At 64.6% G+C, this 15,596-nt stretch carries 16 protein-coding genes and 1 riboswitch; of the genes, 7 read left to right on the plus strand and 9 right to left on the minus strand.

From position 1 onward, the window contains the following. Nucleotides 1-20: 20 nt before the first annotated feature. The 3 genes from M1D44_RS14745 to M1D44_RS14755 all read right to left on the minus strand — a co-directional run bounded on the left by M1D44_RS14745 (nt 21) and on the right by M1D44_RS14755 (nt 4,078). Nucleotides 21-710, minus strand: a complete 690-nt coding sequence (locus tag M1D44_RS14745; protein ID WP_024977082.1) for a glutathione S-transferase family protein — start codon at nt 708-710, stop codon at nt 21-23. Nucleotides 711-934: 224 nt separating this feature from the next. Further along, a complete protein-coding gene (locus M1D44_RS14750; RefSeq protein ID WP_024977083.1) occupies nt 935-1,939 on the minus strand; it encodes a complex I NDUFA9 subunit family protein in 1,005 nt (334 codons plus the stop codon). A gap of 186 nt (nt 1,940-2,125) precedes the next feature. Continuing rightward, nucleotides 2,126-4,078: a lytic transglycosylase domain-containing protein gene (locus tag M1D44_RS14755; protein ID WP_316852932.1), complete on the minus strand. Its 1,953-nt coding sequence runs from the start codon at nt 4,076-4,078 to the stop codon at nt 2,126-2,128. Nucleotides 4,079-4,267: 189 nt separating this feature from the next. On the opposite strand from M1D44_RS14755, the gene M1D44_RS14760 reads away from it, so the two are divergent. Then, nucleotides 4,268-4,861, plus strand: a complete 594-nt coding sequence (locus M1D44_RS14760; protein WP_024977085.1) for a 5-formyltetrahydrofolate cyclo-ligase — start codon at nt 4,268-4,270, stop codon at nt 4,859-4,861. 17 nt (nt 4,862-4,878) lie between these two features. Continuing rightward, entirely contained in the window at nt 4,879-5,493 is a 615-nt protein-coding gene (locus M1D44_RS14765) for a pyridoxamine 5'-phosphate oxidase family protein (protein WP_024977086.1), read from the plus strand. A gap of 4 nt (nt 5,494-5,497) precedes the next feature. Here M1D44_RS14765 and M1D44_RS14770 read toward each other — a convergent pair whose 3' ends face one another. The 5 genes from M1D44_RS14770 to M1D44_RS14790 form a co-directional block, all read right to left on the minus strand. Beyond that, nucleotides 5,498-5,986 (minus strand): TfoX/Sxy family protein, encoded by a 489-nt coding sequence (locus tag M1D44_RS14770; RefSeq protein ID WP_316852933.1) that lies wholly within the window; start codon nt 5,984-5,986, stop codon nt 5,498-5,500. A gap of 30 nt (nt 5,987-6,016) precedes the next feature. Continuing rightward, nucleotides 6,017-6,847, minus strand: coding sequence for a methylenetetrahydrofolate reductase [NAD(P)H] (metF, locus tag M1D44_RS14775; protein WP_027678710.1), 831 nt, complete (start codon nt 6,845-6,847; stop codon nt 6,017-6,019). Between the two features lie 10 nt (nt 6,848-6,857). Continuing rightward, nucleotides 6,858-7,202, minus strand: a complete 345-nt coding sequence (locus M1D44_RS14780) for a phage holin family protein (RefSeq protein WP_004628357.1) — start codon at nt 7,200-7,202, stop codon at nt 6,858-6,860. Between the two features lie 55 nt (nt 7,203-7,257). After that, on the minus strand, nt 7,258-8,682 hold the full coding sequence (gene ahcY, locus M1D44_RS14785) for an adenosylhomocysteinase (protein ID WP_024977089.1): 1,425 nt from the start codon (nt 8,680-8,682) through the stop codon (nt 7,258-7,260). 108 nt (nt 8,683-8,790) lie between these two features. After that, a riboswitch (S-adenosyl-L-homocysteine riboswitch) is annotated at nt 8,791-8,874 on the minus strand. 42 nt (nt 8,875-8,916) lie between these two features. Next, the gene (locus M1D44_RS14790; protein WP_316852934.1) at nt 8,917-9,666 is read right to left on the minus strand and encodes an AAA family ATPase; all 750 of its coding nucleotides are present in this window, start codon (nt 9,664-9,666) and stop codon (nt 8,917-8,919) included. Between the two features lie 226 nt (nt 9,667-9,892). Between M1D44_RS14790 and M1D44_RS14795 the strand changes: the two genes are divergently transcribed. The 5 genes from M1D44_RS14795 (at nt 9,893) to M1D44_RS14815 (ending at nt 15,000) form a co-directional block, all read left to right on the plus strand. Continuing rightward, nucleotides 9,893-11,353 carry an alkaline phosphatase gene (locus M1D44_RS14795; RefSeq protein ID WP_316852935.1) on the plus strand — a complete coding sequence of 487 codons (1,461 nt, stop codon included), beginning with the start codon at nt 9,893-9,895 and terminating at the stop codon, nt 11,351-11,353. A gap of 16 nt (nt 11,354-11,369) precedes the next feature. Further along, nucleotides 11,370-12,776, plus strand: coding sequence for an alkaline phosphatase (locus M1D44_RS14800; protein ID WP_316852936.1), 1,407 nt, complete (start codon nt 11,370-11,372; stop codon nt 12,774-12,776). Nucleotides 12,777-12,865: 89 nt separating this feature from the next. After that, on the plus strand, nt 12,866-13,561 hold the full coding sequence (locus tag M1D44_RS14805) for a hypothetical protein (RefSeq protein WP_316684403.1): 696 nt from the start codon (nt 12,866-12,868) through the stop codon (nt 13,559-13,561). A 153-nt stretch (nt 13,562-13,714) separates the two neighbouring features. Continuing rightward, a complete protein-coding gene (gene thiD / locus M1D44_RS14810) occupies nt 13,715-14,626 on the plus strand; it encodes a bifunctional hydroxymethylpyrimidine kinase/phosphomethylpyrimidine kinase (protein WP_024977094.1) in 912 nt (303 codons plus the stop codon). Between the two features lie 14 nt (nt 14,627-14,640). Then, nucleotides 14,641-15,000 (plus strand): DUF4369 domain-containing protein, encoded by a 360-nt coding sequence (locus M1D44_RS14815; RefSeq protein WP_112186365.1) that lies wholly within the window; start codon nt 14,641-14,643, stop codon nt 14,998-15,000. A 66-nt stretch (nt 15,001-15,066) separates the two neighbouring features. On the opposite strand, the gene M1D44_RS14820 is transcribed toward M1D44_RS14815, so the two are convergent. Continuing rightward, the gene (locus tag M1D44_RS14820) at nt 15,067-15,546 is read right to left on the minus strand and encodes a VOC family protein (protein WP_316852937.1); all 480 of its coding nucleotides are present in this window, start codon (nt 15,544-15,546) and stop codon (nt 15,067-15,069) included. Nucleotides 15,547-15,596 lie beyond the last annotated feature (50 nt).

Consider the following 15,596-nt stretch of genomic DNA (forward strand, 5'->3'; position numbering starts at 1 on the left):
GGTCTGTGCTGCGCGTTCCGTCATTGATTGGCGGCAACCAGCGTGTCTTCGTCCGGCGCGGTGCGATACGGCTCGTCGTCGGCGAGGAAGTCATGCTCGGCGCGTGCGCCATCAATCCACTCCTGCATGGCGGGCAGGTTGAGGATGTAATCGGCGTAGGTCTTTGCGGCCTCCGGCAGACGCACGCCGTACGTGGCGAAGCGGCTGACCACCGGCGCGTAGAACGCATCGGCCACCGTGAAGTGTCCGAACAGGAACGGACCTTCCGCTGCGTACTTCTGGCGCAGCTCGGTCCACATGGCTGCAATGCGGTCGATGTCGCGCTGCACGGCCACGTTCCAGCCCATGCCGGGCAGCACGGCCGTCACGTTCATCGGCATGTTGTTGCGCAGGTTGGTGAAGCCGCTGTGCATTTCAGCGCAGATCGAGCGGGCGTGCGCGCGGGCTTTCGGGTCTTGCGGCCACAGTTGCGCGCGCGGAAAGCGCTCGGCCAGCGTCTCGCAGATGGCGAGCGAATCCCACACGTTCATGTCGCCGTCCACCAGCACCGGCACGCGGCCGGCCGGCGAATGACGTGCCACGTCGGCGGCAAAGGTCTCGCTCAGCAGGCGCACGCGGATCTCTTCGAACGGAATGCCGGCCTGCTTGGCGAGCAGCCACGGGCGTAGCGACCACGACGAATAGTTCTTGTTGCCGATGACCAGTTTCATGATTCCCGTCCTTGGAGAGTGCACAGCAATTGTTGTGGGAGCCCGCCAGCATCGCGCGGGAATGCCGGGGCGCTCTAGTCTTGTTGTATCGAAAGCGGCGAGCGGCAGCGCGAAGGCGAACAAACCATTCTAGCCTTGCGCTGCACCGCCACAAAATGAAACGGATTGGCCACGGTTGTGAAGCGGATTCACAAACGCGCCAATACTCCGGGTTTCCGTAGCGCCTAGCGATGGACCCTTGTGCGTGCAGCACGCAATCCGCGGTCCGGCCCAAAACCGGCCAGCGCAGGCAGCATTACCGCTTCCATGCCGAGCGGGTGGATGCCGAGTTCCGGGGCGACTGGTTCCATGCTGACGTTGTCCACGCGCATGGAGTCGAGGTTGTCCCGCGAGATGGGCGCGCCTGGCAGATGCTCAAGCAACGCGGCCTGCATACGGCCCAAGCCTTCGGGAAGTGGCACGATCCAGCGCGGGTGGCCGCTGGCACGTCCGGCAAAGCGCATCAGCTCCGCCAGGGTGTAGACGCGCGGCCCGACCAGCGGATAAGCATGCCGGATCGTCGCGGGCTTCTTGAGCGCATTGATGAACGCGGCGGCCACGTCATCCACGTATACAGGCTGGAAGCGCGCGTCGGCACAAGCCAGCGGCACAAACGGCGCCATGCGCTGCATGCTCGCGAACAGATTCAGGAAATGATCTCGCGGGCCGAACACCACCGACGGACGGAACACCGTCCAGTCAAGCTCGCTGTTCATGACCACGCGTTCGCCGTCGCCCTTGCTGCGCAGGTACATCGACGGGCCGGCGGGGTCGGCGCCCAGCGCGCTCATGTGCAGCAGCCGGTTCACGCCATGGCGTCGGCATGCGGCGACGATGCGGCGAGGCAGATCGACATGCACGCGCTGGAAATTCGGCCCGTACGGCATCTCGCGCGCATCCTGCAGCACCCCGACGAGGTTGATGACGGCACAGTGCTCGCCGCCGCGCTCGGTTAGCGCCAGAAACAGCGCGTCGAGGGCATCGTCGGCGTAGATGTCGGCGTCCATCACGTCCACACGCGGCAGCAGCGTGAGGTTGTGTGCGCGGGCAGACTCAGGATCGCGCGTGGGCACGATGATCCGGCCCTCGGGTAGGCCGGGCGCGGAAAACGTCTCCGTCACCAGCCGTGAGAGCAACTGCGAACCGATAAAACCGGTACCGCCAAAGACGAGCAGATTGGAGGGCTGCATAGAGGCATCTCCAAGACGGGAGGGGGGCAACACCACAATACATCCCGAAGGCGATCGCCCCCAAGATATGTCGATGCGGCGTGCTGCGACCCACACTTCTGTGCGCCAGCCAGCGCACACACCCGAGAAAAAACGCCCGCGTTGCGGCGGGCGTTTGATGTGACGGCGGGATGACGATCGGGGCGCTTATGGCAGGTCGTCGGGCGTCACGGATTCGGGCGCCACCTTGCCAAGGCGATCCTTCAGCGACTGCGGGCGGCCCGTCAGCAACGCGCCGTAGTACGTCGCGTTCGACAGCACGTTTTTCACATACGTGCGGGTCTCGTTGAATGGAATCGTCTCGGCGAAGATCGCGCCCTCCACCGGCCGCGCGAGCGTCGAGCGCCAGCGCTTCGGACGGCCGGGGCCCGCGTTGTAGCCGGCGGTAGCCAGGGTGATCGAACTGTCCAGGTTGGTCAGGATCATCGACAGGTAGGCCGTACCCAGCAGCACGTTGGTATCGATGTCGCTCATCTGCGAAACGCGGAACCCCGGCAGGCCGATCTTCTTGGCAATGTGCTTGGCGGTTTCCGGCATCACCTGCATCAGGCCCGAGGCGCCCACCGACGACCGCGCATCCATGATGAAGCGCGACTCCTGGCGGATCAGGCCGTAGGCCCAGGCAATGTCCAAGCCCACGGCATCGGCGTTGCGCTGCACCACGCTGAGGTACGGCGTCGGGAAGCGCAGCGAGAAGTCGTGCTCGGTCTTGGTCTTGTCCGCCGAGTTGACGGTGCGATCGAGCAAGCCCAGCTTGCGGCCATATTCGGCTGCGGCGAGCAACTCGCGGTCGCTCATGTTGCGCAGCTCCCAGTTCCACTCACGGTTGCCCTCGAAGCGCAGATTCAGGTCGTACAGCTTCTTGGCCCGCCCAAAGCCCGGGTGGTTGCGGCCCATCACGTCGATCTCGGCGTCGGTCACGGTCGTGCGCGGCGGCACGGTGATGCGCTGGCCGAGTTCTTCCTGCGCCAGCTGGCCATAGAAATTGAACTGGCCTGCGATCGCCTGGAACTGCTGGCGGGCCTCATCGTTGCGGTTGTCGGCCTTGAGTGCACGGCCGTACCAATACGTCCAGGCGGGATCACGATCGCGCAGGCTGGGGCGCATTTTTTCAATGGCCTGGCGCACCATCTTCCAGTCACCCGCGCGCAGGGCGGTGCGCACACGCCACTCCTGCGAATCGTCCGACAGGTAAGCATCGCCGCCGAGCGTCATCTGGCGGCGGTAGGCATCCAGCGCATCGGGTGTCTGCTTCTTGGCGGCGTACTGGCCGATCACGCCCCAGCCCGCGCCTTGCTCTTCACGCGACAGGCCGCCGCTTTGCGCCAGCAGATACGCCGTCGCCTGGGACGGATCATTGCGCGCCATGCGCGTCACGTTGGCCAGCGTGTCGTTGTCTACGCGATCGCCCTCCGGCAGCACCGCCGCAATGCGCGATGCCTGCGTGACGAGGTTCTGCTCCAGCGACAGCCGCGCCGCAAAGGCCACATCCGCACGGGTGAACTGCTTGGACTGCGCCAGATAGCCGATCAGGTCGACACAGCCTTCGCCATAGCCTTTGGGATCCGACAGCGTGCTGCGCGCATCGGCGGCCACGTTCTGACCCTTCATGGCGCGCGAGAGCAGCGCATAGCACTCGACCTGCGTGTCGTCCTTCAGCACGAAATTGGGGTACTCGGCATCGAAGGTCGCCCAGTCGCGCTTCTTGCCGAGCACGAGCAGCCAATCGTTGCGCAGCCGGTCGGCAATCGCCTCGCCCTTGTAGCGCTGCAGGAACGAACGGATTTCGTCTTCCGGCGCATCGGTGCGGGCATAGCCGCTGGCATCGAACAATTGCGGCTTGATGCGGAAATACTGCACGTACGACTGGATCGGGTAATCGGAGAGGCTGTCGGCCAGCTCCCAGCTGCGCGACACATCGTTGCGACGCGCAGCGTTGCGCAACTCGACAAACGCATCGTCCGGATTGGCCGGAATGCCTTGCGGCGCCTGGCGCTTGGCGGCCATCGCCAGCGGCGTCGGGCCGACCACGCTCATGCCGACCATGCCTGCAAAAGCCAGCGCTACCGCGCGATATACTGCCTTGGCCTTCAATGTCATCTCCTGCCCCATCCAATCACTGTTAGGTCTGCCGAATTATCCCATGTCAGCCTTAGCGCCAATTCACGATCCGACTGCGCGGCCCGATCTTGGCACTGCGATGCTCGCCGTACACGTGTACGACTGCGCTTCTCGCACCAACCTCGGGCCGCTCGCTACGGATCGTGAACCGGCGAGAGGCCACATCCAATGAGTACGCACGATCCGGCCAATCCCACCACGCCAATCGAATCGCGCCGCACGCTGCGCACCATGTTGCTCGATGCACGCGCTGCGCTGCCAGACCGTGTCGCACACAATGCCGCGCTGGCGCATCACCTGGCTGGGTTGCTAAACGCACTGCCCATCAAACGCCTGGCCGCCTACTGGCCAACGCAGGGAGAGTTCGATGCGTTGACTGTGCTGGGCCACTGGTTGGCGGCTGACGCTACGCGCCATGCACTGCTGCCTGTGGTGACTGACAAGTTTTCTCCCCTGCAGTTTCGGCGATGGACGCCCGATTGTGAAATGATCCCGGGCGCTTACAACATTCCCATCCCCCGCTCGGGCGAGATGGAAACGCCCGATGCCTTGCTGATTCCGTGCGTGGGCTTTGATTGGCAACGCTATCGCATCGGCTACGGCGGCGGCTTCTACGACCGCACGCTGGCTGCGCTGCATGCCGCCGGGCATCGCCCGCGCACGATTGGCGTGGCATATGAAGTGAACCGCGTGGAATCCATCGCACCGCAACCGCACGACATCGCGCTGGACTGCATCGTCACCGAGCGCGGCACGTTTTAACCCCGCACAGGAAGCCCATGCCCCACACGCTGAAAACCGTTGCCGACCTGGAAGCCGTGTATGGCGCTCCGAACCCACGCTCGCTGCTCAAGGAGATCGACCACCTGAACGCCGACTACCGCGCGTTCGTAGAGGCGTCGCCGTTCATCGTGCTGTCGTCGGTGGGCGCGCAAGGCACGGATGCTTCGCCGAAGGGCGATGCGCCGGGCTTCGTGCGCATCCTCAACGAACGCCTGCTGGCGATTCCCGATCGGCCCGGCAACAACCGCATCGACAACCTGCGCAACATCGTCGAAGACGGGCGCGTGTCGGTGCTCTTTATCGTGCCGGGCGTGGGTGAAACGTTGCGCGTCAATGGCACGGCCACTATTTCGGCTGACCCGGAATTGCTTGCATTATTTGTCGTGCAGGGCAAGCTGCCGCGCAGCGTAATCCTCGTGCAGGTGCAGACGGTGTATTTCCACTGTTCGAAGGCGCTGGTGCGCTCAAAGCTTTGGGAGCGCGGCGCGCGCGACACCAAGCTCGCCGTGCCCACCGCAGGCAAGATCCTGCAGCACATCAGCGGTGGCGCATTTGATGGCGACGCCTACGATCGGGAATTGCCCGAGCGCCTGAAGACAACGCTGTACTGAGCGTTCAGCGCTTGGCTGTCTTTTTTGCGGCAACCTTTTTGGCAGGCACTTTCTTGACTGCGACCTTTTTGGCCGCCGTTGTCTTTGTGATCTTCTGGGCCTTGGCAGTCTTTGCTGCGGCGCGCTTCGGCTTCGCCGCCTTCGCATTCGCGTCACGCAACGCGGCTTCAATCGCCAGCCGTGCCCAGTCGCGCAACGGCTGCCCGCCGTCGAGCGCCTCTGCCGGCGTGCTCAGATAGCCGGTCATGCTGATGGTGCGGCCGTTGCGCTCGTAACTGAACGGCGTGCATTTTTCAGCGAGAAAACGTTCGCGCGTGAGGTCGTCCACGCGCAGGTAAGACGTGCCGCGCAGCACCAGCGCAAAGACGATGTCGTCGTAATACAGCGCCGCACCGCTGAACATCCGGCGCGCGCGGATCTCGCCGATTTGCGCGGCGAGCGGCCGGAGTTCGTCAAGCAACCAGGCGATCAGCGGATCGGGTGCGGCTGCCATGACGATCTCCTTTGCTTTGCTGCTTTCTGCTTACAGGCCCAGACGCTGCCAGATGGCGCGCGTGGAACCGGCGGCGTTGAGCGTGTAGAAGTGCAGGCCCGGCGCGCCGCCTTGCAGCAGGCGGTCGCACATGGCCGTCACCACGTCCAGGCCGAAGGCGCGGATCGATTCACGGTCGTCGCCGAAGCCCTCGAGGCGCTTGGCGATCCAGCGCGGCACTTCCGCGCCGCACATCTCGGAAAAACGCATGAGCTGCGACGAGTTCGTGATCGGCATGATGCCGGGCACGATGGGCACCTCCACGCCGAGCTTGCGTGCGTCGTCCACGAACTGGAAGTACGCGTCCGCGTTGAAAAAGTACTGCGTGATGGCGGAGTCGGCACCGGCCTTCACCTTGCGGGCGAAGTTCTCCAGATCGTGCCGCGCCGAGCGCGACTGCGGGTGGTATTCCGGATAGGCCGCCACTTCGATGTGGAATGCCTCGCCGGTTTCCTGGCGGATGAATTCGACCAGCTCGTTGGCGAAGCGGAATTCACCGATCTCGCCCATGCCCGAGGGCATGTCACCGCGCAGCGCAACGATGCGGCGGATGCCGTGCTCGCGATACGTGTTGAGGATGCCGCGAATGCTCTCGCGTGACGAGCCGACACACGACAGGTGCGGCGCCGCTTCGATGCCTTCGCGCTGGATTTCCACCACGGCGTCGAGCGTGCCCTGCTGCGTGGTGCCACCCGCACCGAACGTCACGGAGATGAAGCGGGGCTTGAGCGGCGAAAGCTGCGCGCGTGTGTTGCGCAGCTTCTCGGCGCCTTCCGCCGTCTTGGGCGGGAAGAATTCGAAACTGAATTGACGATCTTGCATGACAGAAACCTTAAGCCTCGCGCAGCAGCAGGCTCGAGAGCAGCCACGAGATCACGCTGTACAGGATGGAGCCCAGCAGCGCCGCGCCAAAGCTTGCCACCTGGAAGCCTGCCAGCAGGTTGCCGACAAACAGGAACAGCAGCGCGTTGATGATGAAGATGAACAGCCCAAGCGTGAGCAGCGTCACCGGCAATGTGAGGATCACCAGGATCGGGCGGATCAGCGTGTTGACCAGACCCAGCACGAGCGCCGCGATCAGCGCGGAGCCGAAGCCGTTGACATGGATGCCTTTGAGCAGATAGGCGACAAGAAGCAACGCCAGCGCGTTGATGACCCAGACAGCGAGCAGTCTCATGGAGGAGTCCTCGGTTGGAGAGCCGGCGGCTGGGAATGCCGCCGGCAGGTACGGCTTAGTAGCGGTAGTGGTCAGCCTTGTACGGGCCTTCCTTGCTCACGCCAATGTATGCGGCTTGCTGGTCGGTCAGTTCGGTCAGTTGCGCATTCAGCTTCTTGAGCTGCAGGCGCGCGACCTTCTCGTCCAGATGCTTGGGCAACGTGTAGACGCCCACCGGATACTTGTTCGAGCCCTTCTGCGCTTCCGTCCACAGCTCGATCTGCGCGATGGTCTGGTTGGCGAACGAGCTGCTCATCACGTACGACGGGTGGCCCGTGGCGCAGCCCAGGTTCACCAGGCGGCCCTTGGCCAGGATGATGATCTTCTTGCCGTCGGGGAAGATCACGTGATCGACCTGCGGCTTGATCTCTTCCCACTGGTACTTCTCAACGGAGGCGATGTCGATCTCGTTGTCGAAGTGGCCGATGTTGCAGACGATGGCCTGGTCCTTCATCTTGGCCATGTGGTCGTGCGTGATGACGTGGTAGTTGCCCGTGCAGGTGACGAAAATGTCGCCGTGCTCGGCGGCGTAGTCCATCGTGACCACGCGATAGCCTTCCATGGCGGCCTGCAGTGCGCAGATCGGGTCGATCTCGGTCACCCACACCTGCGCCGACAGCGCGCGCAGTGCCTGTGCCGAGCCCTTGCCCACGTCGCCGTAGCCGGCCACGATCGCCACCTTGCCGGCGATCATCACGTCGGTCGCGCGCTTGATGCCGTCGACCAACGACTCACGGCAGCCGTACAGGTTGTCGAACTTGCTCTTGGTGACCGAGTCGTTCACGTTGATGGCCGGGAAGCGCAGTTCACCGCGCTGGGCCATCTGGTACAGGCGGTGCACGCCCGTGGTGGTTTCTTCGGTCACGCCCTTGATGGCGTCGAGGTTGCGGCTGTAGAAGGTCGCGTCCTTGGCCAGCTTTTCCTTGATGGCCGCGAACAGGAAGGTTTCTTCTTCGCTGGTGGGCTTCGAAATGACGGAAGCGTCCTTTTCAGCCTTGGCGCCCAGGTGCAGCAGGATCGTTGCGTCGCCGCCGTCGTCCAGGATCATGTTCGGCGTGCCGCCGTCGGCCCATTCGAAGATGCGGTGGGTGAAGTCCCAGTATTCCTTGAGCGACTCGCCCTTGAACGCAAACACCGGCGTGCCCGATACGGCGATCGCCGCGGCAGCATGGTCCTGCGTGGAGAAGATGTTGCAAGAGGCCCAGCGCACGTCGGCGCCCAGCGCCTTGAGCGTCTCGATCAGCACGGCGGTCTGGATGGTCATGTGCAGCGAGCCGGCAATGCGCGCGCCCTTAAGCGGCTGGCTCGCGGCAAACTCGTCGCGAATCGCCATCAGGCCGGGCATTTCGGTCTCGGCGATGGCGATTTCCTTGCGGCCCCAGTCAGCCAGCTTGATGTCGGCGACGAGGTAATCGTGTTTCAGTTCGGTGACAGCGTTCATTGGATCACTCCGGAAAAGATGGGTGACCGCACGCAGGGAGATAACCACTGAGACGGGGCCCATGCTGGGACCCCGGATAGATGCGTTCTCGCCATCGTGTCAGCCACGATACTGCGAGCGCCGTTTGAACTTCCGAGCCTGGCGGCCGCCCCGTCTGAACTTGGGCCGGTCGTTGCAACGCTCCTCGGAATGGGCTGGATTGTAGCGGATTCGGCCGTCCGCCACCACGGCCGTTCATTGCTCCAGCAGCATGTTCAGCATCCGCTGCGGATTGGCCAGAAAGTCACGCGTGACCTGAAAGTGCTCGGTCTCTTCATAGGCGACGCGCCGAATGCCGTCTCCGTCACACTGGTAGATCCACGCGTCCGGATACGCCATCAGGATGGGCGAGTGCGTGGCGATCACGAACTGGCTTTCCGTCTGCACCAGATCATGCAGGCGCGTGAGCACGGCCAGTTGCCGTTGGGGCGACAGCGCCGCCTCTGGTTCATCGAGCAGATACAGGCCATTCGGGCCGAACCGGTTCATCAGCAGCGCGAGAAACGATTCCCCATGCGATTGCGCATGCAGCGATCGGCCGCCGTAGGAATCGATCACGCGCCCGCCAAGGCCCGGCTCCCCATCCATCTGCTGGATATTCGTGGCCACGTTGAAGAAACTCTCGGCGCGCAGGAAGAACTCGGTGCGCGGCTTGCGAAAGCCCCTGGCAATGCGCAGATGCGCGTGCAACTCGGAGTGCGATACGTGGGTGCTGAAATTGAAGTTGCGCGACCCACCCTCGGCGTTGAAGCCAAGCGCCACGGCAATCGCCTCCATGAGCGTGGATTTGCCTGAACCGTTCTCTCCGACGAGGAACGTGACCTTGGGATGCAGCTCCAGCGTATCGAGCGCGCGCACGGCGGGCAGGCTGAACGGATACGCGTCGAACGCGGCAACGGTGTCGCGCCGCAGCGTGACGTGGCTGACGAATTGGCGGGTGAGCATGGGGGGGCGTGGAGCACATCGCAGATGCCGCATCGTATCGCGCCGCATGCTGGCTCGGGACCCGTTGCCTGCTCAGGCAACCGAGCCTCCGTAGCGCGCATCACGCCGCAGTGTCAATGCGCTGTCACAGGCAAACCTTGCGATCCGGTTAGGAAGTGGCGCACCCGCATCACGGACATGCAACACGCGGCCACCAAAGTGCCGGGCATCGTTCAGGGAGCCAACGATGCACAACCATAAATTCACGAAGTACGCCGCCGCTGCGGCTGCTGCACTGGCCATGGCTGCGTGCGGCAGCGATGGCACGTCCAGCAACGCCGGCAGCGCCGCACCGGACGCCAACACACCGTCAACCGGACCAACCAAGAACGTCGTGTTCTTCCTCGGCGACGGCATGGGCATGACCACCATGACCGCCGCGCGCATCTACAAGGTGGGCGAAGACGGCGAACTGACCATGGACACGCTGGCGGAAACCGGCTTCGTGCGCACCTTCTCGAACAACGCGCAGGTGACCGACTCGGCGCCGTCGATGTCGGCCTACATGACCGGCGTAAAGATGAACAACGAGGTCATCTCCATGTCTGCGGACACGATGGCCTACGACGCGGGCGGCAAGGATTACCTCTCGGGCGCCGACAGCACCTGCCCGAGCGGCAACGGCAAGCCCGTCACGACGCTGCTCGAACTGATGAAGGCGGCAGGCTATGGCACGGGCGTGGTCACCACCACGCGCATCACGCACGCCACGCCGGCCGCCACGTATTCGCACATCTGCCACCGCGACGGCGAGAACACCATCGCCGCGCAACTCACGCCGGCCGGCAAGGGTTTCAACGCCACGCTGGGCGATGGCGTGGACGTCGTCTTCGGCGGCGGCCGCAAGCACTTCCTGCCGAGCACCGCTGGCGGCGCGCGCACCGACGGCCGCGACCTGATCGCCGAACTCAAGGCAGGCGGCTATCGCTATGCCAGCAACAAGGCCGAGTTCGACACGCTGCAAGCCACCGACAAGAAGGTCGTGGGCCTGTTCACCAGCAGCCACATGTCCTACGACCTGGATCGTGATCCGAGCAAGGAACCGAGCCTGGGCGAGATGACCAACAAGGCCATCGACGTACTCGCCGCCAAGAAGAAGGGCTTCTTCCTGATGGTGGAAGGCGGCCGTATCGACCACGCGCTGCACGAGACCACCGCACGCAAGGCACTGCAGGACACGGTGGCGTTCGACTCCGCCATTCGCGGTGCGATCGACAAACTCAACACGATCGACCCGGGCCTGAAGAACACGCTGATTGTCGTGACGGCCGACCACGACCACACGCTGGTGCTCAACGGCTACGCCAAGCGCACGGGCCCGACCAGCGACAGCAACCCCGGCGTGCTGGGCCTGCTGAAGAACTACGTGACGGGCGCCAACGCTACCGACACGGGCGGCAACCCGTTCACCATCATCGGCTTCGGCACCGGCGAGAACCGCCCGGCCACGCGCGGTGCGCTGACGGATGCGGCCGTGTACGACAAGACGTATCACCAGGAAGCCGTGATTCCGGTTGCGCCGGGCGGCGAAACGCACGGCGGCACCGATGTCTTCATCGGCGCACGCGGCCTGGGTGCCGAGCGCTTTACCGGCACGATGGACAACACCGAGGTCTTCGGCCTCATCAAGCAGGCCGTGGGTCTGTAAGAGGGAGAGGGCAATCATGAACAAACAATCGAACCGCATCCCGAATCGCGTCATTCAAGCCGGCCTGCTGGCGCTGGCAGCCGGTGCCTGTGTCCAAGCACACGCCGCCGGTGAAGCCAAGAACGTGATCTTCTTCCTGGGCGACGGCATGGGCCCGACCACCGTCACCGCCACGCGCATCTACAAGGTGGGCGAGGCCGGCCGCCTGACGATGGAATCGCTCAAGCGCACGGCGCGCATCAAGACGTACTCGAACGATGCGCAGACCACCGACAGCGCACCGTCGATGTCGGCGTACATGACCGGCGTGAAGATGAACAACGAGGTCATCTCCATGTCGGCCGACACCAAGGCCAGCGATGCCACGGGCAAGGGCTACGTGAGCGGTGCAGACAGCACGTGCCCCGCCAACAACGGCACGCCGGCCGTGACGCTGCTGGAACTTGCCAAGGCTGCCGGCAAGTCGGTGGGCGCGGTCACGACCACGCGCGTGACGCATGCCACGCCGGCCGCCACGTACTCGCACATCTGCCACCGCGACGGCGAAAACCAGATCGCCGCGCAAGGTGCACCGGGCAACGCGCTCTACAACGCCGCGCTCAAGGATGGCCTGGACGTGCTGCTGGGCGGCGGCCGCCGCCACTACCTGCCGCAAGGCACGACTGGCAGCAAGCGCACCGACACGACCGACCTGACCGCGCAGTTCCAGACCGCCGGCTACACCTATGTGACCACCGGCACGGCACTCACCGCCGTCAACCCGGCCACGACGACCAAGCTGCTCGGCCTGTTCAACCTGGACCACATGAACTACGAGCTGGACCGCAAGAAGAACAATGTGGACGAGCCCAGCCTGGCCGACATGACCGAGAAGGCCATGCGCGTGCTGCAGAAGAACGGCAAGGGCTATTTCCTGATGGTGGAAGGCGGCCGCATCGACCACGCGCTGCACGGCACCAACGCCAAGCGCGCACTCGAAGACGCGGGTGCGTTTGACGAAGCCATCAAGCGTGCGCTGTCGATTGCGGATCTGTCGAACACGCTGATCGTCGTCACGGCCGACCACGACCACACGATGACGATCAACGGCTACCCCCGCAAGGGCAACCCGATCCTGGGCGTGTCGAACGACATCAAGACCGGCCAACCGCAATTGGCTGCGGACGGCCTGCCGTACACCACGCTGGTGTTCGGCAACGGCGGCACGACGCGCAAGGCGACCCGCGACAACGTGGCCTCGGTCGACACGGCTGCAGACGATTACCTGCAGGAAGTGGGCGTGCAGCTCGGCACGCCTGGTTCGGAAACGCACGGCGGCGGAGATGTGATGCTGTTCTCCTCTGGTCCGGGCAGCACACCGCTGAAGGGCACGCTGGACAACACGAAAGTGTTCGGCGTGGTCAAGACGGCCATGGGCCTCTGATTCCTGCGTTTCCATTGATGCGCATGCCGAGGCAATCGGCATGCGCTTTTTTCGTTTCCGCTTTCCCGCTTTTCCGATCCCGAATCCGCATGAACCGATCCGCTCGTTTCCTACTTTCGTTCGCGCTCGCCGCGCTTGCCGGCACGGCACAGGCTGCCGGCCCCGCTTCGTCCAACTCGCTCACCGCCCTGCGCGTCGAACACCAGATGTCGTCGCTCGGCACCGACGGCATCCAGCGCGACGTCCGCTTTGCCGAGCGCGTCTATCGCCAGGGCGACCGCGTCTGGATCGCGCGCGAACTCCCGCCCGCATCGGCGCACGCCGAACATGACCACGCCAACACCCACGCCGGCCACAAACACGCCGACACCGACACCGCCCCGCGCTGGATCGAACGCGACGCCAAGGGCGCGTTGACCGTGCGCGTGGTAAGCGAATCGCAGCAGAAGAACTACGCCGTGGAACCGGCCGAATATTCCAACATCGGCTTCGACGGCTCATGGGCGACGGCCTATCACCTGCTCGACCCCGCCGCGCTCAAAGGCATGCGCGCCGACGGCCCCGCGCGCAATGGCGTGCAGACTTACCGCTCAACGCAGGATGAGCGCACTGTCACCGTCGATTGGGACGTGGCCGGCCAATATCCGCGCCGCGTGGAATCGCGCAACGCCACCGGCACGCAACGCAAGCTCACACGCGTGACGGCATTACCGGCGCCGGCCGCAGCGCCGTGGGAACGCGCCCAGCGCTACGCTGCCGCCGATTACACCGACCTGATGGACTGACACCCGGCACTCGCCACGCGGCGTGCATGTGCCAGCGGCATCGGACTGATGACCCACCGGGCCCGGCAGCCCGAAATGCCGGCCCGGCCTCCCCACGTCGGTCCGGTCTCGATAGCGCTATAGTGCGAAACACCCCCCAAACATTCGCACGACATGACGATCACCGACCCGACCCTCGCTGCGTTTGCCGCTCCCGCCTCGCACGTGCCGCGCGTGCTCACCATCGCCGGTTCGGACAGTGGCGGCGGTGCGGGCATCCAGGCTGACCTGAAGACATTTGCCGCGCTCGGCTGCTACGGCATGTCGGCCATCACGGCCATCACCGCGCAGAACACGCTGGGTGTGACGGCGGTGGAATCGCTCACACCCGACATCGTCGCCGCACAGATCGATGCCGTGACAACCGACATTGGCGTGGACGCCGCCAAGACCGGCATGCTGGGCACGCCACAGGTGGTGGAGGCCATCCTCTCCGCGTTGGACCGTCACCCGATCGCCAACCTCGTCGTCGATCCGGTCATGGTCAGCACCAGCGGCGCGCAGCTCGGCAGCGATGCCACGGCGCAGGCGATGGCGAAATGGCTGTTCCCCCGCGCGCTGCTCGTCACGCCGAACCTGCCCGAGGCCAGCGCACTGCTCGGCCGCGAGGTGCGCACCGCCGACGACATGCTGCCCGCCGCGCGCGATCTGCTGGCGCTTGGGCCCCGCGCCGTGCTGCTCAAGGGCGGGCATCTGGCCGGCGCATCAACCGCCGGCGAAGACGGCGTGCTGCAAGACGTGCTCGTTACCGCCGACGGCACCGAGCGCATCTACGCCCACACCTACATCGACACGCCGCACACGCACGGCACGGGCTGCACGCTGTCCGCCGCCATTGCCGCGCACCTGGCGCGCGGCGACGCGCTGGAAGTCGCCATCGAAGCGTCACTCGACTACCTGCTGCATGCCATCGGCGCGGGCCGGCATCTGGCGCTCGGGCGCGGCGCGGGTCCGTTGAACCACGGGTTCGCGCCGCGGCCGCTCGCCGCACCGCGTTCGCTTGAAGTGGATGTCGAGGAAGACTGATCAGGGGAGCTGCCATGAAACGCCTGCCGATCATGCTGGTTCGCCACCTTCCGGTGGCTGCACTGTGCGCACTGCTTGGTGCCTGCAATGGCTACATCAGCCTGGGCTCGGGCATCGGCAGCGCCTTCTCGATCGGCGGCACGTTGAGCGGGTTGCCCGGTGGCCAGTCGATCGTATTGCTCAACAACGGCCGCGATTCGCTCACGCTGGCCGCCAACGGCCCGTTCGTGTTTGGCGGACTGATACCGTTCGACGGCAGCTACGTGGTGACGATCAGTGTGCAGCCCGCATCGGCCAACTGCGTGGTGACCAATGGCAGCGGCACGGTCAATGGCGATGTGAACAACGTTCAGGTGACGTGCCAGCCCCGCTAGGCCATCAACCTGGGCAAAGAAAAAGCGCGGCTCACGTCCGCGCTTTTTTCTTGACTGCTCCCGATGTCAGGCCGATGCCGCTGCCTGCTCCTTCGTCCACTTCTCCATGCGCTTGGCCATCTCATCGGGCGCCACGTCTTCCACATGTGTGGCCACCGTCCACACATGGCCAAACGGATCCTTCAGCGTGCCGGAGCGGTCGCCGTAGAACTGGTCCACCACCGGGCGCACTTCCGTGCCGCCGGCCTTCAGGGCATTGGCAAATACGGCGTCGACGTTGGGCACGTAGATCATCATTCCGACCGACGTGCTCTGCAGCGTGTCGGGGCTGGCGCAGGCCATGTTGGGGAATTCATCGGCCATCATGATGGGGGAATTGCCGATGCGAATCTCAGCGTGCGCGATGGTGCCGTTGGGGCCGTTCATACGCATGATTTCGGTGGCGCCGAAGGCCTGCTTGTAGAAATCGATCGCCTTTGCGGCGCCTTTGATGCTCAGGTACGGGGTGACGCTGTGGTAACCCTCGGGGATGGGCTTGACCGCCATGTCTTGTCTCCTGCAGCGTGTTTTGGAAAGCCGCTGCGGCAACGACCGCA

It is taken from the genome of Ralstonia sp. SA306 (genome assembly GCF_054792405.1).